The 21,081-nt window shown below is 39.4% G+C and carries 24 protein-coding genes and 1 riboswitch; of the genes, 10 read left to right on the top strand and 14 right to left on the bottom strand.

The genetic code is table 11. The features are described 5' to 3' along the window. Window positions 1–49 precede the first annotated feature (49 nt). Window positions 50–892, bottom strand: coding sequence for an octanoyl-[GcvH]:protein N-octanoyltransferase (lipL, locus tag AC6F34_RS07720; RefSeq protein WP_500770700.1), 843 nt, complete (start codon window positions 890–892; stop codon window positions 50–52). Between the two features lie 192 nt (window positions 893–1,084). On the opposite strand from lipL, the gene AC6F34_RS07715 reads away from it, so the two are divergent. Both AC6F34_RS07715 and AC6F34_RS07710 read left to right on the top strand, forming a co-directional pair. Continuing rightward, window positions 1,085–1,294 carry a helix-turn-helix transcriptional regulator gene (locus AC6F34_RS07715; protein WP_500770698.1) on the top strand — a complete coding sequence of 70 codons (210 nt, stop codon included), beginning with the start codon at window positions 1,085–1,087 and terminating at the stop codon, window positions 1,292–1,294. Beyond that, window positions 1,291–1,704 (top strand): hypothetical protein, encoded by a 414-nt coding sequence (locus AC6F34_RS07710; RefSeq protein ID WP_500770696.1) that lies wholly within the window; start codon window positions 1,291–1,293, stop codon window positions 1,702–1,704. The genes AC6F34_RS07715 and AC6F34_RS07710 overlap by 4 nt, the downstream gene beginning before the upstream one ends. Before the next feature lie 82 nt (window positions 1,705–1,786). Here the strand turns inward: AC6F34_RS07710 and pta are convergent, their stop codons facing one another. Then, complete coding sequence (gene pta / locus AC6F34_RS07705; protein WP_500770694.1) at window positions 1,787–2,761, bottom strand: phosphate acetyltransferase; 975 nt, start codon at window positions 2,759–2,761, stop codon at window positions 1,787–1,789. Window positions 2,762–3,007: 246 nt separating this feature from the next. On the opposite strand from pta, the gene hemQ reads away from it, so the two are divergent. From hemQ to AC6F34_RS07680, 5 genes are all read left to right on the top strand, one after another. Then, entirely contained in the window at window positions 3,008–3,751 is a 744-nt protein-coding gene (gene hemQ / locus AC6F34_RS07700) for a hydrogen peroxide-dependent heme synthase (protein WP_500770692.1), read from the top strand. 283 nt (window positions 3,752–4,034) lie between these two features. Continuing rightward, on the top strand, window positions 4,035–4,457 hold the full coding sequence (locus AC6F34_RS07695; RefSeq protein ID WP_500770690.1) for a cell wall hydrolase: 423 nt from the start codon (window positions 4,035–4,037) through the stop codon (window positions 4,455–4,457). 28 nt (window positions 4,458–4,485) lie between these two features. Beyond that, window positions 4,486–4,968, top strand: a complete 483-nt coding sequence (gene gerQ, locus AC6F34_RS07690; RefSeq protein WP_500770688.1) for a spore coat protein GerQ — start codon at window positions 4,486–4,488, stop codon at window positions 4,966–4,968. 107 nt (window positions 4,969–5,075) lie between these two features. Next, window positions 5,076–6,383, top strand: a complete 1,308-nt coding sequence (locus tag AC6F34_RS07685) for a lysine N(6)-hydroxylase/L-ornithine N(5)-oxygenase family protein (RefSeq protein WP_500770686.1) — start codon at window positions 5,076–5,078, stop codon at window positions 6,381–6,383. A gap of 54 nt (window positions 6,384–6,437) precedes the next feature. Continuing rightward, window positions 6,438–6,608, top strand: a complete 171-nt coding sequence (locus AC6F34_RS07680; RefSeq protein ID WP_500770684.1) for a YczO family protein — start codon at window positions 6,438–6,440, stop codon at window positions 6,606–6,608. A gap of 214 nt (window positions 6,609–6,822) precedes the next feature. On the opposite strand, the gene AC6F34_RS07675 is transcribed toward AC6F34_RS07680, so the two are convergent. Together AC6F34_RS07675 and AC6F34_RS07670 are read right to left on the bottom strand one after the other, a co-directional pair. Then, window positions 6,823–7,764 carry an ABC transporter substrate-binding protein gene (locus AC6F34_RS07675; RefSeq protein ID WP_500770682.1) on the bottom strand — a complete coding sequence of 314 codons (942 nt, stop codon included), beginning with the start codon at window positions 7,762–7,764 and terminating at the stop codon, window positions 6,823–6,825. Further along, window positions 7,761–8,309: a cobalamin adenosyltransferase family protein gene (locus AC6F34_RS07670; RefSeq protein WP_500770680.1), complete on the bottom strand. Its 549-nt coding sequence runs from the start codon at window positions 8,307–8,309 to the stop codon at window positions 7,761–7,763. Before AC6F34_RS07670 ends, AC6F34_RS07675 begins: the two co-directional genes overlap by 4 nt. 210 nt (window positions 8,310–8,519) lie before the next feature. Then, a riboswitch (cobalamin riboswitch) is annotated at window positions 8,520–8,708 on the bottom strand. A 148-nt stretch (window positions 8,709–8,856) separates the two neighbouring features. Between AC6F34_RS07670 and AC6F34_RS07665 the strand changes: the two genes are divergently transcribed. Together AC6F34_RS07665 and opuFB are read left to right on the top strand one after the other, a co-directional pair. Further along, window positions 8,857–9,825, top strand: coding sequence for an ABC transporter ATP-binding protein (locus tag AC6F34_RS07665; protein ID WP_500770678.1), 969 nt, complete (start codon window positions 8,857–8,859; stop codon window positions 9,823–9,825). Continuing rightward, complete coding sequence (opuFB, locus tag AC6F34_RS07660; protein ID WP_500770676.1) at window positions 9,809–11,326, top strand: osmoprotectant update ABC transporter permease/substrate-binding subunit OpuFB; 1,518 nt, start codon at window positions 9,809–9,811, stop codon at window positions 11,324–11,326. The genes AC6F34_RS07665 and opuFB overlap by 17 nt, the downstream gene beginning before the upstream one ends. Before the next feature lie 219 nt (window positions 11,327–11,545). Here opuFB and AC6F34_RS07655 read toward each other — a convergent pair whose 3' ends face one another. The 3 genes from AC6F34_RS07655 to AC6F34_RS07645 form a co-directional block, all read right to left on the bottom strand. Further along, a complete protein-coding gene (locus AC6F34_RS07655; RefSeq protein ID WP_500770674.1) occupies window positions 11,546–11,917 on the bottom strand; it encodes a DUF423 domain-containing protein in 372 nt (123 codons plus the stop codon). Window positions 11,918–11,947: 30 nt separating this feature from the next. Next, window positions 11,948–12,220: a YwdI family protein gene (locus tag AC6F34_RS07650; protein ID WP_500770673.1), complete on the bottom strand. Its 273-nt coding sequence runs from the start codon at window positions 12,218–12,220 to the stop codon at window positions 11,948–11,950. Window positions 12,221–12,487: 267 nt separating this feature from the next. Continuing rightward, window positions 12,488–13,162 carry a uracil-DNA glycosylase gene (locus AC6F34_RS07645; protein WP_500770671.1) on the bottom strand — a complete coding sequence of 225 codons (675 nt, stop codon included), beginning with the start codon at window positions 13,160–13,162 and terminating at the stop codon, window positions 12,488–12,490. A 180-nt stretch (window positions 13,163–13,342) separates the two neighbouring features. Here AC6F34_RS07645 and AC6F34_RS07640 point away from each other — a divergent pair, with 180 nt between their 5' ends. Continuing rightward, entirely contained in the window at window positions 13,343–13,672 is a 330-nt protein-coding gene (locus tag AC6F34_RS07640; RefSeq protein ID WP_500770669.1) for a YflT domain-containing protein, read from the top strand. A 47-nt stretch (window positions 13,673–13,719) separates the two neighbouring features. On the opposite strand, the gene AC6F34_RS07635 is transcribed toward AC6F34_RS07640, so the two are convergent. From AC6F34_RS07635 to AC6F34_RS07605, 7 genes are all read right to left on the bottom strand, one after another. Next, on the bottom strand, window positions 13,720–14,268 hold the full coding sequence (locus tag AC6F34_RS07635) for a chromate transporter (protein ID WP_500770667.1): 549 nt from the start codon (window positions 14,266–14,268) through the stop codon (window positions 13,720–13,722). Then, window positions 14,265–14,798, bottom strand: a complete 534-nt coding sequence (locus tag AC6F34_RS07630) for a chromate transporter (protein WP_500770973.1) — start codon at window positions 14,796–14,798, stop codon at window positions 14,265–14,267. Before AC6F34_RS07630 ends, AC6F34_RS07635 begins: the two co-directional genes overlap by 4 nt. Window positions 14,799–14,872: 74 nt before the next feature. Next, a complete protein-coding gene (locus tag AC6F34_RS07625; protein WP_500770665.1) occupies window positions 14,873–16,480 on the bottom strand; it encodes a gamma-glutamyltransferase family protein in 1,608 nt (535 codons plus the stop codon). A gap of 117 nt (window positions 16,481–16,597) precedes the next feature. Continuing rightward, window positions 16,598–17,620, bottom strand: coding sequence for an ABC transporter ATP-binding protein (locus tag AC6F34_RS07620; RefSeq protein ID WP_500770663.1), 1,023 nt, complete (start codon window positions 17,618–17,620; stop codon window positions 16,598–16,600). After that, window positions 17,604–18,596: an ABC transporter ATP-binding protein gene (locus AC6F34_RS07615; protein WP_500770661.1), complete on the bottom strand. Its 993-nt coding sequence runs from the start codon at window positions 18,594–18,596 to the stop codon at window positions 17,604–17,606. The genes AC6F34_RS07620 and AC6F34_RS07615 overlap by 17 nt, the downstream gene beginning before the upstream one ends. Before the next feature lie 9 nt (window positions 18,597–18,605). Beyond that, window positions 18,606–20,144, bottom strand: a complete 1,539-nt coding sequence (locus AC6F34_RS07610; protein WP_500770659.1) for an ABC transporter substrate-binding protein — start codon at window positions 20,142–20,144, stop codon at window positions 18,606–18,608. Between the two features lie 21 nt (window positions 20,145–20,165). Continuing rightward, complete coding sequence (locus tag AC6F34_RS07605) at window positions 20,166–21,065, bottom strand: ABC transporter permease (protein WP_500770657.1); 900 nt, start codon at window positions 21,063–21,065, stop codon at window positions 20,166–20,168. Window positions 21,066–21,081: the final 16 nt, after the last annotated feature.

Below are 21,081 nucleotides of genomic sequence, written 5' to 3'. Positions count from 1 at the left end.
GGCAGCAGCCATTCGTTATAAAAGCCGAAGACATTATCGTTTTCGGCTTTTAATAATCATTCATGATCTTTTCATTTCTATCGATAATCCGCTTGACATATCCTTCGTACAACCCTTGCTCTTCTTCATTCAGCTCACCACTAAATAGCGTTTCTCCTCTATTTTTCATAGCCTGCAGCAAGCGAAACATCACATCTTGTACTGTCAGCTCTGTCTCAAGCAGCTCTGATAATGAGGCCATTACAGCCGGATCAATATCAGGATAGTCAAACTTCGTTTCTTCCCCATTTCTACCTAATTCGTAAAAGGTTTGAATTAATTTTGCCCGCTCTCCACCACTTCCTCGAACACATAAATAAATCTGAACGGCAACACCTCCACGCAATCTACGCTGTGAGATTCCAGCAAATTTCTGATCATTAATGCTAAGATCATAACTACCCGGACAATAAGAACGTGTAATTTCTTTCGCCTCAATATCGACAGGAAAATCAGCAAACATTTCCTTTACTAATTCCCACATCGCATCATAACCTCGATTAATATCAATGCCCTTTTCAGTTTCGCGGAAAATGAGTGATACATTCAACACTTCTTCATCTAATACGACTGCTAGCCCTCCAGAATTACGAACGATAACGTCATACCCTTCGCTTTGTAGATAGTCAATCCCATCGTTTAAATATGGCAATCTCGTATCCTGAATACCTAATACGATCGTGCGATCATGAACCCAGCTCCTAGCGGTAGCAGGGGCGATTCCACCACCGACAGATGCACATAACGTATCATCCATGCCAAAGGAATGAAGCGCACTTAAATACAACCCCTTCGTTGATTCATCAATCATACGCCATTCTCTTTGCATCAATAAGTTTTCAACTTGTTCCATATGTCATGCCCCTTCATAGAATTCTTATGTAAACCACACATATTATAGCAAGATTCATGGTAACATCAAAATTCTGCCCATGAAAGGGAATCATTTCTCAACTGGGAAGTCAATGTAAAGATATATTTACATACTAAACATGATTATTGTATAATGCATGTAAATATATCTTTACACCCAAAGGAGAAAACCATGAAGGTGATCAATCATATACGTGAAATTAGGAATCAAAAAGGGATTACTCAAATTAGAATGGCGGAAGATTTACAGATTACCCGTCAAACGATTACAGCGATTGAAAATCATAAATACAATCCTAGCCTTGAGCTTGCTTTAAAGCTTATCGAATATTTTGATGTCCCGATTGATCAATTATTTGAACTAAGGAGAGATGAATCATGAAAAAGCAATTAAAAGTAGAGATTTTTACTTATCTTCTATTAGGATCATGTATGCTCATTGGTGTCTTTATTTCTAGGCCAAAGATCGAAGCCGAGGGTTGGAATTTCTGGGTTGTTGTACTCGCATTAGCATTGGGGATTATATTGACATTTGGTAGTTCATTTTTCTATAGCTGGCGCAAAGCTCAGCGAAAAAAAGACAATATCCCAGATATGGACGAGAGAACGATAAATAATATGAAAGATGCGATGTTATGGGCTTGTGTCATCATATTATACATTAGTAGCATTGCCGCAATAACTTTGATGTTTTTAGGCATCGAACAAATCGAGACTAGCTGGTTAGTCGTATATATGATTCCAATGTGGTTTATTTTAATTGGGTCGTTAGCGATCGGAAAATTACGATGATTCTTCCATTTATTAATTTCTTTAAAATAGAATGTAGGAAAACGAAAGAAGTTTGCCTACATTCTTTGTAAAAGTCGTCTTTCTATTTAACCAAAGCCTGAGCAGCTGTGATGAGTGCGAGCTTGTATACATCTTCTTCATTACAACCTCTAGATAAATCATTCACTGGTTTATTTAATCCTTGAAGAATAGGACCTACAGCTTCAAAGTTGCCAAGTCGTTGAGCAATTTTATAGCCGATATTTCCCGCTTCAAGACTTGGGAATACGAATACATTTGCATTACCTTGCAAAGGAGAATCTGGTGCTTTATTCGCTGCAACGGATGGAACAAATGCAGCATCAAATTGCATTTCACCGTCTACAATTAATAGTGGATCTCGTTCTTGTACGAGTTGCAAGGCGGTTGCGACTTTAACCGTTTCTTCAGATTGAGCAGACCCTTTCGTTGAAAAGCTTAACAGCGCAACCTTTGGTTCAACATCAAACATTCCAGCAGTTTTTGCACTTTCAATTGCGATCTCCGCTAAATCGTTTGCGTCTGGAGCAATGTTTATTGCGCAATCGGCGAACACGTACTTTTCACTTTCTCTAACCATGATAAAAACTCCAGAAGTTTTACGTACACCCTCTTTTGTTTTAATTATTTGCAGCGCAGGACGAACCGTATCAGCTGTTGAATGGACAGCTCCACTTACGAGACCATGAGCCATATTCATATGGACAAGCATCGTTCCAAAGTAGTTTTCATCAAGCAATTGCTGACGCGCTTGTTCTTCTGTTGCTTTCCCATTTCTTCTTTCTACAAAAGATTCTACTAATGAATCCATCAAAATGTAATTCTTCGGGTCGATGATCTCCGCATGTTCAAGCGAGAGATTAAACTCTTCCGCCCTATGTTCAATCTCCAAAATATCTCCAATCAAAATTGGAGTAATTAGCTTTTCTCCTGCTAGACGGCTTGCCGCACGTAGTATCCTTTCATCCGTTCCTTCCGGAAAGACGACCTTCAACTGATGACCTTTAACCTTTTCCTTTAACCCATTAAATAAATCCATATATACCCTCCTTGTCATTTATAAACGTTCATTAATCCTCTCACTATTAGAATACTCTACCCAACACCTTTTTCAAATAAAACAACAACAATTACTTACCAAACCAAAAATGTCTTTCTTTTCAGTATTTTCTAGAATTTTTCCTTACCATTTAAACAATGTATTCAAGTTTTATACACATTTTTTAAGGACAAACTATGTTATAGTATTGGTGTATTTGTATAACTTACATAGGGAGTGGTTTGAATGAGTGAAGCAGCACAAACACTTGATGGATGGTACGTCCTTCATGATTTCCGTACAGTAGATTGGACAATTTGGAAGATGCTCTCAAGCGATGAGCGCCAAGCAGCCATTCATGAATTTTTATCTTTAGTAGATAAATGGAATACAACGCAAGCAGACAAACAAGGCAGCCACGCTCTTTATACAGTAGTTGGGCAAAAAGCGGATTTTATGATGATGATCTTACGCCCTACAATGGAAGAGTTAAACGAGATTGAAACAGAGTTCAACAAAACGAAACTAGCAGAATATACAATTCCTGCACATTCTTATGTCTCAGTTGTTGAATTAAGTAATTACTTACCTTCAGGTCAAGATCCATATCAAAGTCCAGAAATCCTTGCACGCTTGTATCCAACATTACCAAAATCGAAGTATGTATGTTTCTACCCAATGGATAAGCGTCGTCAAGGCGATGATAACTGGTATATGCTTCCGATGGAGGATCGTAGAAATATGATGCGTAGCCACGGAATGATCGGGCGTCAATATGCTGGGAAGGTAAAACAAATCATTAGTGGTTCTGTTGGTTTTGATGACTACGAATGGGGCGTTACACTGTTCTCAGATGATGTACTTCAGTTTAAAAAGCTTGTATATGAAATGCGCTTTGATGAAGTTAGTGCTCGCTATGGGGAATTCGGAACATTCTTCGTTGGTAATATTCTAGAAGAAGACCGCGTTGCTCACTTCCTTCATGTTTAAAAATTGAATGCTCTTAACAATGAAGTAGACAAAATCGATTCCGATTTTGTCTACTGTCTTTTAGGGAAAATATTATCACTAAACGCTTCAAAATGTCTTAAAATGTTTGTCAAAAACCTTGTTCTCAAATTTTGAGAGCTTTTTTTATTGCTTCACTGCTAGTTTCTGTCATAAAGGATACAGCCCCTTCATAAAAATGAAATAGTGGAACTAGATATCAATCCCATAAGATTCGTTTCATCTTTCACCTTACAACGGAGTCAGCATACTAGGAGGTGAATACATGGGAGTGATCCCATATACAGAGGAAGATGTAAAACTTTTAGCAAGATTGATTAGAGCCGAAGCAGAAGGAGAAGGAAATCTTGGAATGTTAATGGTTGGGAACGTCGGTGTGAATAGAGTGTTGGGAGATTGCTTAGACTTCCGTGATGTCCGCTCTATCCGACAAATGGTTTTTCAAAGTCCAGGTGGATTTGAGGCAACACAGAAAGGGTACTTTTATCAAGCGGCAAGGCAAGGCGAAATAGACTTGGCTAGAAGAGCTTTGAAAGGTCGAAGAGAGCATCCAGCAAGCAATTCACTTTGGTTTTTTAGGCCAGAAGGAGCCTGCCCTGCACAATGGTATGGCCAATGGAACACTGGCAGATTTAAATCACATTGTTTTTATCAACCTACTCAAGCTGATTGTCCGACTGTATTCTAATGAAGAGCGTATTTAGGAGGGAAGAATAGTGACTCAATCGAATTATAATAACAATAATCAAAACCCTTATTACGGGTACCAGCAACAAGCATTTACCGCCCCAAGGCAACAGCCTGTCTATCCAACTCAACAAATGCAGCAGCCAGTATACCAACCTACTCAACCACCACAACAATCTGGAGGTGTTCCTCCACAAACACTGGCAACACTTGGCCATGGAATGCTGCCAATGGAACAATCCTTTATTGAGAACATCCTAAGATTAAATGCAGGGAAACTGGCTACCATTTACACTACTTTTGAAAACAACTCAGAATGGAATGCACGAATCTTTAAAGGAATAATTGAAGCAGCTGGACGTGATCACGTCATCCTCAGCGATCCTGAAACAGGTACTCGGTATTTAATCCCTATGATTTATTTAGACTACGTCACTTTTGATGAAGAAATCGAATACGATTATCCTCAATTTGGCTCAGGTCCAGGGCTAACTCAATACAACCCAAGATAATGGCACCCTTCCAAAAACAAGGTCTTTACAAAGGCCTTGTTTTTTCGTTTATCCTTTCAATCATTTGGGAAAATAATAGAAAGTTTATAACGGAAGGACTCCTAAAGATGAAAAATAAGAAAATCTACGATGTTATTGGTATTGGAATTGGGCCATTTAATTTAAGCTTAGCTGCACTACTTGATGAAGTGCAAGAAGTGGACGCGCGGTTCTTTGACCAGAATGAAGCATTCGATTGGCACCCCGGCATGCTGATCGAAGGAATGGATCTCCAAACTCCTTTTTTAGCTGACCTAGTCACATTTGCTAACCCGACCAGCCCCTTTTCCTTTATTAACTTTTTGCATCAACATAACCGCTTATATCCGTTTTACTTCTTTAATCGCTTCGATATTCCTAGACAGGAATATAATGAATATTGCAAATGGGTTGTTTCCCAGCTTGCTAGCTGTCAATTTAATAAAAAAGTTGTGGATGTACTTTGGCACCCTAGTGAGAATTCATACTATGAAATGATTATTCTCGATATGAAAAACAATACTGAAGAAAAGTACTTTACGAGAAACATCGTATTAGGAACAGGAAGCATCCCAAGTATTCCTATAGATACAAGTGATTTAGAAAGTGAAGACGTGCTTCACACAAGCGCATATATGGAGCATAAGCAGAAGCTATTAAATAGCTCTTCCATTACCATCGTCGGTTCTGGACAAAGTGCAACAGAGGTGTTTTATGATCTTCTAAGAGAACAACAGGATTATAATTACCACTTGTCATGGTTCACACGCTCCTCAGGAATCTTCCAAAAAGAAGATGCAAAGTTAGGAAAGGAACTGTTCTCTCCAGAATATGAAAGCTATTTTCATCAGCTTTCTTTTGAAGAGAGGCTTGAAAGCTTAGAAACACTGGATAATTTGCGAAATGGGGTTGATCCTAAGCTTCTTAAGGAAATTTACAATCTCCTGTACAACCGTTCGATTCTCCATCCACCGAGAACGACGATACAAACATCGACTGCTCTAAAAGATATAACAAAAAAACAAAGTGGCCATGAATTAACTTTTGAACAAAGACATGATAAAAAAACGTTTTCCTACCCAACAGAAAAGGTGATATTGGCAACCGGCTATAAGCCGCATCTGCCAAAATGGCTAGAGCGGTTCCATGGCGAGATCGTTTGGGAAGATGAAAAACGATTTAAAGTGAGCCGCAACTATGCGATCGAATTTAAACATAAACGCAAGGAGCAAATTTTCACACTAACAAACATCGAGCATTCACACGGAGCGAGTGCGACTAATTTAGGCCTTAGCGTCCAAAGGAACCAACGAATCATTAACGAAATAGCGGGGAAAGAAATCTTCAAAGTTCCTGAAGAAACCGTCTTCCAACAATTTACCTATAAAGGAAATTGACGTTTCCCAAGGTCAATTAAGGGTATTCATATAACAACTATAAGGAGGGATCTCATGAACAATAAATATGATGATCAAAAGTTTAAGAAGGACAAGAATCATCAAGAAGAAGTTGATCAGCTCGCAATGCCTGTAGATGAGCTTCCATTGAAAGAAATAAAAAAAGAGGCTGAAGATGAAAGGCATAAACATCGGACAAAGAATTCCTCACAAAGTGATGATTAAAAAGCCAGGGATTTCCCCTGGCTTCATACTGTTTACAAACGCCCGCATACATAGTTGGTTGTCTCACTCTTCCCTGCACTAATTGCTTTTTCTATTCGGGTCTTCATTTAACTGCGCTTAATTTGACAAGCGTTCTCACGACATTCTAACAATTTCTCAAATGAATAAAGTACCTCTTAAAAAACTGTAGACATTTTCAGGCATGCTTTTCATTTTATTGAAATAGGTCTGGATACGCAGTTTTTGCGAATAACTCAACCGCTTCACCGATACGTGGTCCTGGGCGAGACATTACGTCGCTATCAAGATAGTAAACTTCATTCGAATGAACCGCTTCTAGAACATCCCAGCCTGCTCGAGATTTGATCTCACCAATTGGATCTTCAACGTACATTACTGTAGTCGCTATCATATTAGGATTTCGATTAATAATCTCTTCTTCAGAAATGGCTGGCCAGCCTTGTTGATCTGCGAATACGTTCTCAACGCCTGCTAGATCCATTATCACTTGCTGGAATGTATTTTGACCAGCTGTGTAGATTTCAGGAGCTGGACTAATTTCAAAATAAACTTGGCGTTTCTCTTCAACACTAGCTACTTTTTCTTGTACTTCTGCAACTTGGTCTTTAATTCCAGTGACTATTTCTTCCCCTTTCTCCTTCACATTCATTACTTCAGCCATTTGAATGATGTCTCCATATACATCTTCAAAATTCAAAGCAGAACCGATGACAAATACGTTAATTCCCGCATCCTCAAGAGGTTTAAGGGCGTTCTCATCCCCAATAGTATAAGCAAAAACCACATCTGGATTTAGCGCAATGATTTGTTCAACATTGATATTAAATGAATCTGAAACTCTCTCGATTTCTAGAGCTTCCTCTGGATAATTATCATAGTCTGTTGCACCGATAATTAGATCACCTACACCTAATGCAAACAGAATTTCTGTATTACTCGGTTGCAATGAGACAATTGATTCAGGTACTTCTTCAAATGTAATGTCTTCTCCGCGATCATCTGTAACGGTATAGCTTGTAACTTCCTCTTCAGATGGTGATGTGTTTGGAGCAGGTTCAGATTGATCATTGCTTTGACAAGCGGCTAAAAATACAACTAAAATTATCGATAGTAACCAACGGTAATTATGTTTCATTCTGCATTCTTTCCTTTCTTTTTTAAGGTTCTGACTGGATAGGATTTACTCACGAATGGTATCTCTTCAACTCCGGCTACTTTATTCACATAAACAGCCATTACAAAAAACACATTCGCTAAAAGATGAGTGTAATCAAATAGAATAGATGGTACTTCTCTTTCTAAGCTAACTTTATGCAAGGCTCGTACTGATTTTTTCGCTTCACTACGACAAGTATGTAATACACATGCACCGTGTGTTCCTTGCGGGAGCACAAATGTTTGAATGGATTCTGCAACTTCAGCAACATATTCATCATAAATCGCGCTCAAACGGGCAAGGTCTTCATCTGAAATAGCCAGCTTCCCTCTTACAGACCCGTTCACATGATAAGCAAATGGGAGTAGTTCCCTTAAATGATCATATACTTTAGGTACATCCATTGTTAGGGCCATCGCTTCTCCAATTCGAACAGTCATCGAATCTGTTCGGATTTCAAAATCGACCGTAGAAGCAGATTCACGCATATACGGGTAGCATAAATATCGTGCATCTTTTTTCAATCTTTCACCTCTATTCATTTTGATTCTATGGTGAATGTATGTAGAGAGAGCTTAATGGGAATAAATCACGGGGGAATGAAAACATAGGTATGCACAAAGTAGTCTTTTACATAGAAAAAACCGACCATAAACGGGTCGGTTACGATTGTCCATTACATATGTAAGTAGAAAAATACGCCACCGTAAAATCCCCTTAACTTCCGAAGAGCATCATACGTTTAAGAGTTGGCAGATATCCTGGCTTATGCTTCATTCTACTCTAAGAACCTTCCCGTTCACCTTTGAACAGTGGTTTATCCTCTTATTTCGTCAGCATTTACAGTTGCGGAAACAGCTTCGGACTTACACCGAATTCCCTTATTAAGCTGATTAATCAGCACCAATCTCTACATAGAACTATTCACTTACACATAGTTTATCATATTCTTTTTTAATTGGAAGACAGATCTAACACATGCATGTTTAATTTACTTTTTTTAAGGGTAAAAGAATGCGGTATTTTCATAAAAGAAGTAGAAATATATATAAGTAGAAAAGGGGGATAAGAATGATTACATTCGATCATGTAACAAAAAAATACGAAGATGGTCAAACAGCTGTTGACTCCATCCAATTTTCAATCAAAAAAGGCGAATTTTTTGTCATAATCGGGCCAAGCGGGTGTGGAAAAACAACTACTCTCAAGATGGTAAATCGGCTCATTCCGATTACTGAAGGCGCTATTTATTTGCATGACCATAATATCAATGACTATGATGTGAACGAATTAAGGTGGAAAATCGGCTATGTATTGCAGCAAATTGCCCTTTTCCCTCATATGACAATTGAAGAAAATATATCGATTGTTCCAGAATTAAAAAAATGGGAGAAATCAAAAATTAAAAATAGAGTGAATGAATTGCTCACTATGGTCGGCTTAGATCCGAAACTTTACCTTTATAAAAAGCCTCATGAACTTTCAGGTGGACAGCAACAAAGAATCGGTGTAATCCGCGCACTTGCTGCAGACCCTGAAATCATCTTAATGGATGAACCTTTTAGCGCACTCGATCCTTTAAGCAGGGAAAAGCTTCAGGATGAATTGAAAGAATTACAACAGAATATCCAAAAAACAACCATTTTTGTTACCCATGATATGCAAGAGGCCATTAAGCTAGCTGATCGCATTTGTATTATGAATGAAGGGAAAGTTATCCAGATCGGCACTCCAAAAGAAATTATAGAAAATCCAAAAAATGAATTTGTTAAAAACTTTATTGGAATTTCGAATAATGACTCACTTGAACAACTGCCAATTGAACAATTTGTCACACCATTCGCAGAAATAGAAAAAGATTATCCTACAATTCCGATTACAACGTCACTAGCAGAATTAATGAAGGAGCTTGCCGCTCATTCAACCATACTTGTGGAAAACGATGGAACAATAATTGGCGCCATTCATGCCACTAGTTTATTAAATCAACTAGGAGATACATTAAAAAAGGAGGATAAGATAAATGAATCAGCTTTATAATGCCCTCATCGATCGACAAGACCAGCTCATTACAGCATTAATCGAGCATATTCAGATTTCATTTATCTCACTTTTTTTTGCCGTATTGATTGCGGTACCACTTGGAATCTTTTTTTCTCGAAAAGAGAGGCTAGCAGAATCCATTATCGGAGTAACCGCCGTATTGCAAACAATTCCTTCCCTCGCTCTTCTAGGACTATTGATACCACTGCTTGGAATAGGAAAAGTCCCTGCAATCATAGCGTTGGTTGTGTATGCACTTTTACCGATTTTACGTAATACATATACAGGGATTAAAGAGGTTGACCATTCATTAATTGAGGCTGCTGAAGGAATGGGAATGAATACCCGCCAACGACTAATGAAAGTCGAGCTGCCCCTTGCTATGCCTGTTATTATGGCCGGAATTAGAACGGCAATGGTACTGATTGTTGGAACAGCTACACTTGCTGCTTTGATTGGCGCTGGTGGACTAGGGGATATTATACTCCTTGGAATTGATCGTAATAATACATCATTAATCATTCTTGGCGCGATTCCTGCTGCCATGCTCGCACTTCTGTTCGATTTGGTCCTTCGTAAATTTGAAAAGCTGTCTTTCAAGAAGTCGATACTATCATTATCAGCAGTAATGGTGCTGCTACTCGCAATCATTGTTATACCGTATATAATGAATGACCAAAACAAACGAATTGTAATAGCTGGAAAGCTAGGGGCTGAACCAGAGATATTAATTAATATGTACAAAATTCTAATCGAGGATGAAACAGATTTGCAGGTTGACTTACGACCAGGCCTAGGAAGAACTTCGTTTTTATTCGAAGCATTACGCTCTAATAGCATTGATATCTATCCAGAATTTACAGGTACCGTTATCTCAGAATTTTTGAATGAGACGGCAAATAGTACAGATCGTGAAGACGTGTACACTCAGGCTAAAGAAGGAATTTACGATGAATTCGGACTTGTTCTTCTTGAACCTATGGACTTTAATAACACATATTCACTCGCTGTTCCTAATGATTATGCTGATGAGAACAGCCTGAGGTCTATTTCTGACCTCATTAGAGTAGAACAAAGCATTCGTGCTGGATTCACACTCGAATTCTCTGACCGTGAGGATGGTTACCTCGGTATTCAAAAGTTATACAACTTACAATTTCCAAACGTTGTAACAATGGAACCAAAGCTTCGCTACAGTGCTATAGAGTCTGGTGACATCAATTTAGTAGATGCTTATTCTACTGATAGTGAAATTACCGTCTACGATCTCTATGTTTTAGAAGATGACCAAAACCTCTTCCCTCCCTATCAAGGGGCACCATTAATGAGAGAAGACACTTTGGAGCAATTCCCTGAGATTGAAACAGCTTTAAATAGATTAGTGGGTAAGATCACAGATGATGAAATGAGAGAAATGAATTATCTTGTAAATGTTGAAAATCGTAGCCCAGAAGAAGTGGCTAGGGAATTCTTGCAAACTGCGGGGATTATCGACTAAGTATGGAGCTTTTCTATTGAAAGGATTCAATTATCTCTTTTTGAGAACTCTTTTTCGTCCATAGGAACCGTTTGTTCTATTCGGGTCTTCACCCTACTGCACGCCTAGTCTGACAAGTGTTTTCTAAACAGTATGAGGGTTACTTCTGTTAGTAATCAGTACTCTGAAAAAACATGTAGACAAAGTCGGGAATCGACTTTGTCTACAATCTTAGGCGCATTATAAAAACTTCACCGCGAAAATCACTAACAATACCCAAGCACCGAGAAATGCTAATCCACCTAAAGGTGTAATTGCGCCAAGAATACTAATTTTTGTTAATGTTAATACGTAAAGGCTACCTGAGAATAAAACGATTCCAATCAGCATTAACCAACCTGACCATGATAATATTGATGTCGCTGGGAATTGCCCTAATAATATTCCGACAATGACAAGACCAATAGAATGAAACATTTGATACGTGACGCCTGTTTTCCAAGTTTCTAAATATTTTGGTTCGACTCTTCCTTCTAATCCATGTGCCCCAAACGCTCCAAGAGCAACAGATAAGAACGAACTTATTGCACCGATAATGATAAAAATCTTCATTTAGCTTTCCTCTTTTCTTGTTTTCTACAACTAAAAGTCAAACAGCGATTCACCATTTGCTTCTCCTTCTACTTCTAATCGTTGTGGCTTCGCAATTGGTGTATTGCCCTCTAGCAATCCTACTTTACTTTCTACTTTAACAGTTCTCATCGTATTAGAGGACATCTGCTCATCTAGCATCAACTCACAGATCGTTTTAATCGCATAAATATTCTCACGTAATTTCCCATCGTTTGCAGATGACTTTGCCTCGTTTAATTCATTTTCTATCTTTCTCAATAACTGTTCAACAGAGATTTGCATCTACTTCCACCTCAGGCGATTTTTTTATTCACCTTATTATAGTTTGACCTTAAGTTTCTTTTCAAACTTCAGGCAGGCTTGGCCTGATGATTGGAACACTTCCATTGATGGCAGCTTCCTTGTTTTAAATTCAAATGCACGACAACCATTTGGAAAATTCGAGTCCCATGTCACAAAAAAATGCTTACATTTCATACAGTTGATTCGTTCACTGACCATCACTCTCACCTCCATCGACTCGTTTCATGTGAAACATGTAGAATGTTGTCAGATGGAGTCGAGACTCCAATCTATTTCTTTATTGCCTTGCATTCTTAGTATCTCATTGATTTTTGAGAACGGGCGGCTACCAAAAAAACCTCTTCTAGCAGAAAGTGGGCTTGGATGTGGAGAGGTAATAATGAGATGCTTCCCCTCGTCAATAAGTCTTAGTTTCTGTTCTGCCGGCTTCCCCCATAGTACAAAAATAATCGGTTCATCTCTTTCATTGAGTCTACGAATCACCGCGTCTGTAAACTGTTCCCAACCTTGCTTTTTATGAGAATGTGCCTTGCCTGCACGAACCGTTAACACCGTGTTTAACAATAACACCCCTTGATTCGCCCAATTTTCCAAACAACCATGGTTTGGGATTGATAGCTCGAGATCTGAAGCTAGTTCTTTAAATATATTTCTTAAAGACGGTGGAATCTTCACACCAACAGGAACAGAAAAACTAAAACCATGCGCTTGACCCTCTCCATGATAAGGATCTTGCCCTAAAATGACAACCTTCGTTTTTCGATAAGAAGTGGCTTGTAAACTATTAAAAACAGCATCGCACCGAGGGAAAATAACTTCTTGTTTATACTCTCTTTCCAAAAATAGCAGAAGTTTTTTAAAATAGTCTGCCTCAAACTCTTCTTTTAAAATAACATCCCAATCATTGTTCAACTCTATCAAACATAACGACCCCTTTTTCACCCTACTTTTTCTATGATAGCAAATCAATCGTCAATTTTAGAGTGTTTTTATATAAAACAAGGACATTTCATTTCATTAACAATCCGATGACAAGGGTTTTGTTCTCTCCTAATACGGATAAAGAATATACATCCTAATGAAAATATGAGGTGATAGCTAGTGTATAAAATTAGAGTTTCCGAGAATGGATTACAAGCGACTGAAGTTTTAAATGAATTACATGATCAAGGGTTTGAAAAGGAGCATGTCTATATATTCGCACATGATAAAAGTCGATCAGAAAATTTATCTGATGCAACAAATACAGCATCCGTAGGGTTAAAGGAGCAAGGACTTTTTAACTCAATGGGGAATTTATTCAATAAGCGTGGCGATGAGCTTCGATCTAAGATGAGGTCCCTCGGCTTATCAGAAGTTGAAGCGAATAAATACGAAGAGGTACTGGACCAAGGCAAGCTCGTGATTATTGGAACAATTGATACGAACTAATGCGTATCACAGTAAAACCGCAAGTGCACGCACTTGCGGTTTTCTTATTAACTAAGTCCATAGCGAAAGATGCCCGTTACAGCTCCAACGATAAGTGCAAGCACTATTACGAGCGCTGGGTGCACCTTTAGCCTTTCCATCAAGATATAACTTCCAATCACTAAAATGATTGTATAAAGTGTACCAATTCCAATGATTGCTTCTTTTGTAAACTCAAAGACAAGCACTGCAAGTAAAACACCAATGACTGGCCTTACATTCTTCGTGATGTTTTTTACTTGTGGGGTATCCTTATATTTCATCAAAATTGCCATTAACGCAATCATTAAAATAAGAGAAGGGGCTACGGAAGCGAATAACGCGATAAAACTACCGAGAAATCCACCTTCAGCAAACCCGATATATGCAGCCATTTTCGTCGCAATTGGACCAGGCAATGCATTGCCTGCTGCTAGAGCCTCACTAAATTCTTGAGACGACATCCAGCCGTAAGTACCAACTACCTCTTCTTCAATAAGAGGGATAGAAGACGGGCCACCACCGTACCCTAAAATCCCAGGAATAAAGAAGGCAAGAAACAACTGCCAATAAATCATCGTGAAACCTCCTTCTGCTTAGCAGGTAGAAAGGCCAATGCAATCATTATGATAATTAGGAAGGCAGGATGGATTCCTAGCATTTCAATTAGTAACAACGAGCCAACTAAAATTAAGAGCGCCTTCAACCACCCAAAAGACTCGCTTGATTTCTTCACGAAATCCCATGTCATCACAGCAATCATCACCGCAACAACTGGAATCACTGAAACTGACATATGCTGTACCCACGGAATATCCTTATACGCTTGTAAGATTTGCAATAGTAATACCATTAAAATCCCGGTAGGTACTACAGTTGCAATCAATGCATTCAGACAGCCAAGAACCCCGCCAAGACGATAGCCGATATACCCTGCCATTTTTGTTGCAATGGGACCGGGCATCGTATTTGCTAATGCGAGGATGTCACTAAATTCATCATCGTTCATCCAGTTATACTTTTTCACTACCTCCGCATGGACAAGCGGGATGGCAGAAGGACCTCCACCGAAGCCCAGCATCCCTGATCTAAAAAAGGCTATCCAAATATCTACATGTAACTTTAAACCAACTTGTGGTTTAGGTGAAGGATTTGGAGATGGATCCTTCGTTGCAAGATTCGTTACCAAGCTGCGATCGCTCCATCTGTTCTAGATTCAGTTCCACCACTTAGCACACCAGTCTTTGAATCCTTCCAAATAATTTGTCCACGCCCAAAGCTGCCTCCGTCAGTCGCAACATGAACTTCATGTCCTTTACGTTCAAGTGATTGTACAAGATAGTTCGGGAACTCCGGTTCTACATGAACAGACTTTCCTTTCATCCACTGCCATCTAGGCATATCGAGAGCAGCTTGCGGATTCAATAAATAGTCCACTGTGTTTGTAACTACTTGAAAATGCCCTTGTGGTTGCATATATCCTCCCATAACACCAAATGGACCGACCGCATTTCCATCCTTCGTTAAAAAGCCTGGAATAATCGTATGGTATGTTCTCTTCCCTGGCTTTAAGTAATTAGGGTGCTTTTCATCTAATGAAAAATCATGACCTCTATTTTGCAGGCTGATTCCTGTATTCGGAATGACAATTCCTGAGCCAAAGCCCATATAATTGCTTTGAATATACGAAATCATATTGCCTTCCTCATCCGCTGCTGCCAAATAAACCGTTCCACCCTTTGGAAGGTCGAGTGGCTCTGGCTGACATGCTGTATCCACAATCACTTCACTGCGCTTTTTCGCATAACGCTCACTCAATAATTCTTCTGTCGAGATTGGCATATCCTCAGGTTCGGTAATAAACGCCTGACCGTCTGTAAATGCAAGCTTCATCGATTCTATTTGCTCATGTAATGTACGAACATCTTGCCATTGTGGGGCAGAGTTTTTCTGTGCAAAAATATTAAGTGCCATTAGGGCAACCATTCCTTGACCATTTGGCGGGATCTCCCACACATCGTAGCCACGATAATTCGTCGATACAGGTTTTACCCATTCTGGCTGATAGCTTGATAGATCCTCTTTTGATAAGAATCCACCATGTTTCTTCATGAATTCGTCCATTTCATCTGCTAAATGACCTTCATAAAAAGCTTTCGCATTTGTTTCACCTATTGACTTTAACGTGGCTGCATGCCCTTCAGACTTCCACAATTCCCCTATTCCTGGAGCTTTCCCTTGCGGAGCAAATGTATCAAACCATGCTTTGTATTCCTCGGATGTAAAATCTTTCTTAAATCGATTATATGCTTTTTTCCAGAACTTCCCGAGAATCGGAGTTAACGGATATCCTTCCTCCGCATATCGAATCGCAGGTTTTAATGCTTCTGCTAACGACAACTTGCCGAAACGTTCTGACAATGATGCCCATGCTGCTGGTACCCCAGGGACAGTAACTGGAATAACTCCATGAACTGGCATCTTGTCATATCCCTTCGCTTTTACTGCTTCTACAGAAATCCCTTGTGGCGCTGGACCTGAAGCATTTAAACCGTGTAGCTCATCCTTAACCCATACTAAAGCGAAGGCATCTCCACCAATTCCGTTAGAAGTAGGCTCAACAACAGTTAACGCTGCTGCAGTGGCAATCGCTGCATCAATGGCGTTCCCACCTTTTTGTAAGATCTCTAAACCTGCTTGAGCCGCTAATGGCTGAGAAGTTGCTACCATCCCTTTTTTTGAAAAAACAGTATGCCTTTTTGATGGAAAAGGGTGATTTAAGTAATCCATATTAAACTCCTCCTTAAAATGTTCTTTCTAATATATATTCTCTATATCATTCTAGTAAATTATATCTTTTTTCTCTGGTAAAAACGAATATCCTCCTAACAGGTAGGAGGAACTTCCTTACACAATCTGTTCTCCTGCAAAATGACAAGCAGCAAAATGATTCTGTTCATACTCTTTCCATTCAGGCTTCTCTTGTTTACAAACATCGCGAGCGATTGGACATCTTGTATGAAATGGGCATCCACTTGGAGGGTTGGCCGGGTTTGGTAAATCTCCTTCTAATCGTACCCTTTTTCGCTTTGCATTTACTGTCGGTCTTGGAATCGCAGATAATAGCGCTTGTGTATATGGATGAAGGGGCTTTGCAAATAAATCCTTGACCGAAGCAAGCTCAACGGTATGCCCTAAATACATTACTAGGACACGATCACAAAAATAGCGTACGACGCCTAAATCATGCGAGATAAACAAATACGATAAATCATACTTTGCTTGTAATGTTTTTAATAGCTTTAACACTTGTGCTTGCACACTTACATCAAGAGCTGATACAGCTTCATCACAAATGATGAAAGATGGGTTTAATGCAATTGCTCGCGCGATTCCAATTCTTTGGCGCTGTCCTCCACTAAACTCATGCGGATAGCGATCAAAATGCTCTTCTTTTAGCCCTACTTCTTTAAGTAGATCAAGCACTGTGCTCCGGCGTTCTTTCGCTGACATATTCGTATGCATACTAAATACTTCTTCTAAAGCATGGCCAATTCTTTGACGTGGATTTAAGGATGCAAAAGGATCTTGGAAAATCATTTGCATCTGCTTAACAAACTCTAGCTTTTTCCTTCTCGTTAAGCTTTGAATTTCATTTCCTTTAAACAAGACTTTACCAGAAGTAATGTCCTCAAGACCTAAGATTGCCTTACCTAAAGTAGACTTCCCACAGCCGGATTCTCCAACCACACCTAATGATTCACCTTCAAAAATGTGAAGTGAAACATCTTCAACTGCCTTTACATCACCTTGACGACGCTGAAATACTCCACCTTTAATTGGATAATACTTTTTTAAACCTTTAACCTCTAGGAGTACATTTGACTTTGTTGGTACATTTTCTTGTGTTTTCTCAAGCGTGTTTGTCATCTGTCTTTTCCTCCTCTTCAAGCCAGCAACTCACTTGATGCGTAGCAGTACGGCTAAATGCTGGTGGTTCAATCGTGCGGCAAATATCTGATGCAAACTGGCAGCGCTCATGAAAACGGCAGCCGATAATTTCCTCATCTAGACTAGGCAATGAGCCTGGAATTGATTCTAATTCAAAATCTGGGTCATCGACATTTGGGACAGAGTTTAACAGCCCTATCGTATATGGATGCCTTGGTGATTCAAAGATTTCTTCTACTGTACCCTCTTCCACCTTTTTGCCTGCGTACATCACCATGACGCGATCAGCTACTTCAGCAACTACACCCATATCGTGTGTAATCATCATGACACCCATATTGTATTGTTCTTTTAAATCGTTCATTAAATCTAGTATTTGTGCCTGTATCGTTACATCGAGCGCTGTTGTTGGCTCATCAGCAATGAGCAGACCAGGGTTACATGATAGGGCAATCGCAATCATAACACGCTGCCTCATCCCTCCACTTAATTCATGAGGATACTGGTCGATTCTTTTTTCCGGATATGGAATGCCTACCTTCTTTAGTAATTCAATTCCTGCTAATGTTGCTTCTCGTTTAGAAAGGCGCTGGTGAATCATCAGTGGCTCACGGATTTGATAGCCGATCGTTAATACCGGGTTTAGTGCAGTCATCGGCTCCTGGAAAATCATTGAGATTTTGTTTCCTCTCATTTTCCTCAGTTCCTCTTGTGGTAGTCCTTGAATCGCATCACCTTCAAAAAGTACTTCTCCGTTCGTAATTCTTCCATTACTAGGTAACAAACCAATAACTGAGAGAGAAGTAATGCTTTTGCCGCAACCAGATTCACCTACTATACAAAGCGTCTCTCCTTTATTAATCGAGAAGGAGACATCACGGACAGCTTGAAGCTGCCCGTTTGCCGTACTAAACTCTGTTACCATATTTTTGACTTCCAGCAATGTCTCTCCCATACTTCTTCCCTACTTTCTTGTTACTTGTGATACGTTCCACTTTCCAGTTGGCTCTAAAATTAAGCCTGTTAAATGATCCGCTAAAGCTGCTGTCGTAACGTCATGGTACATCACTGCGACCGCATCCTCTTTTAATAAAAGCTCATTTGCTTCATTTAATAATCTGAAACGCTCATCTTGATCAGTTGTTGTTCTTGAAGCATCTACTAATTCATCAAAGGCAGCGTTGCTATATTGTGCACGGTTTGAAGATCCAACATTATCACTATGGAAGTTTGGATAGAACAATTCAGATCCATCAGCTGTTAAGTTAGACCAACTCAAGAATGTTAAATCATATGCACCTGCTCTAGCTGTATCAAGGAATGCAGCCCATTCCATCGTTTCAATCTTCACATTAAATCCAGCTTCTGCTAACTGTGCTTGAACAACCTCAGCCATCAAGATGAAGTTGCCGCGGTTAGCTGCAAGCAATGTTAATTCACGATCGCCATATCCATTTTTCTCTACTAATTCTTTTGCAAGGTCGATATCAAACGCTGTTGCATTAGACTCTGCACCGTCCTGATAGCCAAACACTTGTGGTCCAATGACGCTATCATTACGAACACCTAATCCATTCATTCTTGTGATAAAGCTTTCACGATCAATTGCACTTAACACCGCTTTTCTAAACTCGGGGTCTTGGTTTTCTTCTAATGAATGGTTAAAGCTAAAGTAATATTGAGGTGTACCCTCAACTTTTGTGATATCTACCCCGTTCATGCTCTCCAAGCGGCTTAATTGTTCAGCTGGAATTTTATCAATAAATTGAACTTCACCTGCTTGTAACATAGAAATAGCTGTTGATACATCTGGAATCACTTTAAACGTTAATTTCTTCACATCAGGTTCTCCACCGTGATAATCTGCATTCGCTTCAAGAACAACTTGATCTCCAGGGACCCAGCTTACAAACTTAAATGGTCCAGTACCTACAGGTTCTTTGTTTAAATCTTGTGATTGATCGGCTTCAGGGCTTACAATAGCAGCATTTGAATGCGATAGTGATGCTAGAAATGGTCCGTACGGATATTTCGTTTTGATTTCAATCGTCGTATCGTCTAAAACAGTAATCGTATCTACTGGCTCTAATAATGAAGCACGAGGAGCAGCTGTTGCTGGATCACGTAATTTTTCGAACGTATACTTAACAGCATCTGCATTAAAATCCGTTCCGTCATGGAACTTGATTCCCTCTTTTAATGTAATGATCCATGTTAATTCATCTGGATTTTCATAACCTTCCGCCAGCTTAGGTTCAATCTCCATTGTTTCTGCATTTCTTTCGAATAACTTCTCAAATACATGGTCTGTTACGTTTGCTGATGCACTGTCGTTTGTTAAAATCGGTGATAACCCAACTGCATCTGTTAATGAAGCATAGGTTAATTCAATCGGTTCATCAGAATCGCTTCCTCCACCTGTCGAATTGCTTCCTCCACCGGAGCATGCTGATAGAATGAACATTGCTACGATCGCTAAAAGAAACCATTTACTTTTTTTCATTTTCATTTCCCCCTAATTTTTTTATTTTATTTCCATATTTGGATCAATTGCATCTCTTAATCCGTCTCCAACAACGTTAAAGGCGAATACAGTCAGCATGATGGCAATACCAGGAATAATTGTTAAATGAGGCGAGCTCCACATAAAAGCTTGTCCTTGCGAGATCATCGCTCCCCATTCTGGTTGCGGAGGCTGAGCTCCTAAACCTAAGTAGCTTAAGGCAGCCGTTGAAAGAATCGCCGTTGCCATACGCATTGTTGCGAAAACAATAATAGGTGCAAAACAGTTCGGTAAAATATGTTTGAACATGATGCGAATATCTGACGCACCTAGCGATTTCATGGCCATAATGTATTCCTTTTCTTTTATGGATAAAACCGATCCTCGTACAATTCTGGCACAGGACGGAATCGACCAAATGCTTATAGCAATTGCGACATTCACTAAACTTGTTCCTAAGATCGCAATAATTAACATTGCTAAAAGGATACCAGGGAAAGAGAAGAGTAAATCCACAATGCGCATGATAATTCCATCTAATCTTTTGTAATAACCACCAAGCAAGCCAAGAATGACTCCTCCAATAAGCCCTAATGAAACTGCGACAATTCCGACTACAAGAGAGATTCTTGCCCCATAAACAACTCTACTCCACACATCTCGGCCGTAATTATCTGTTCCAAGCCAGTGACTATCACTAAACACAGGCAATTCACTCATCGCTAAATTTTGTTTAGTAGGATCATAGAATGTAATAAAGGGTGCAAAGATAGCCAATCCAACTTGCAATGCAATGATGATTAGACCAATGACGGCTAATCGGTTTTTAAGTACTCTTTTTGAAATTACTACGAATTGTCGCTCTTTTTTTCTTTCTTTAGTAGGTTTTACATTCACTTCGGGCGTTGCAGTCTGTGCCATCGTCCTCCTCCTCTCT

The sequence above is a fragment of the Niallia sp. CD-39 genome, from assembly GCF_059874745.1.
This window is presented reverse-complemented; position numbering and strand designations above follow the sequence as displayed.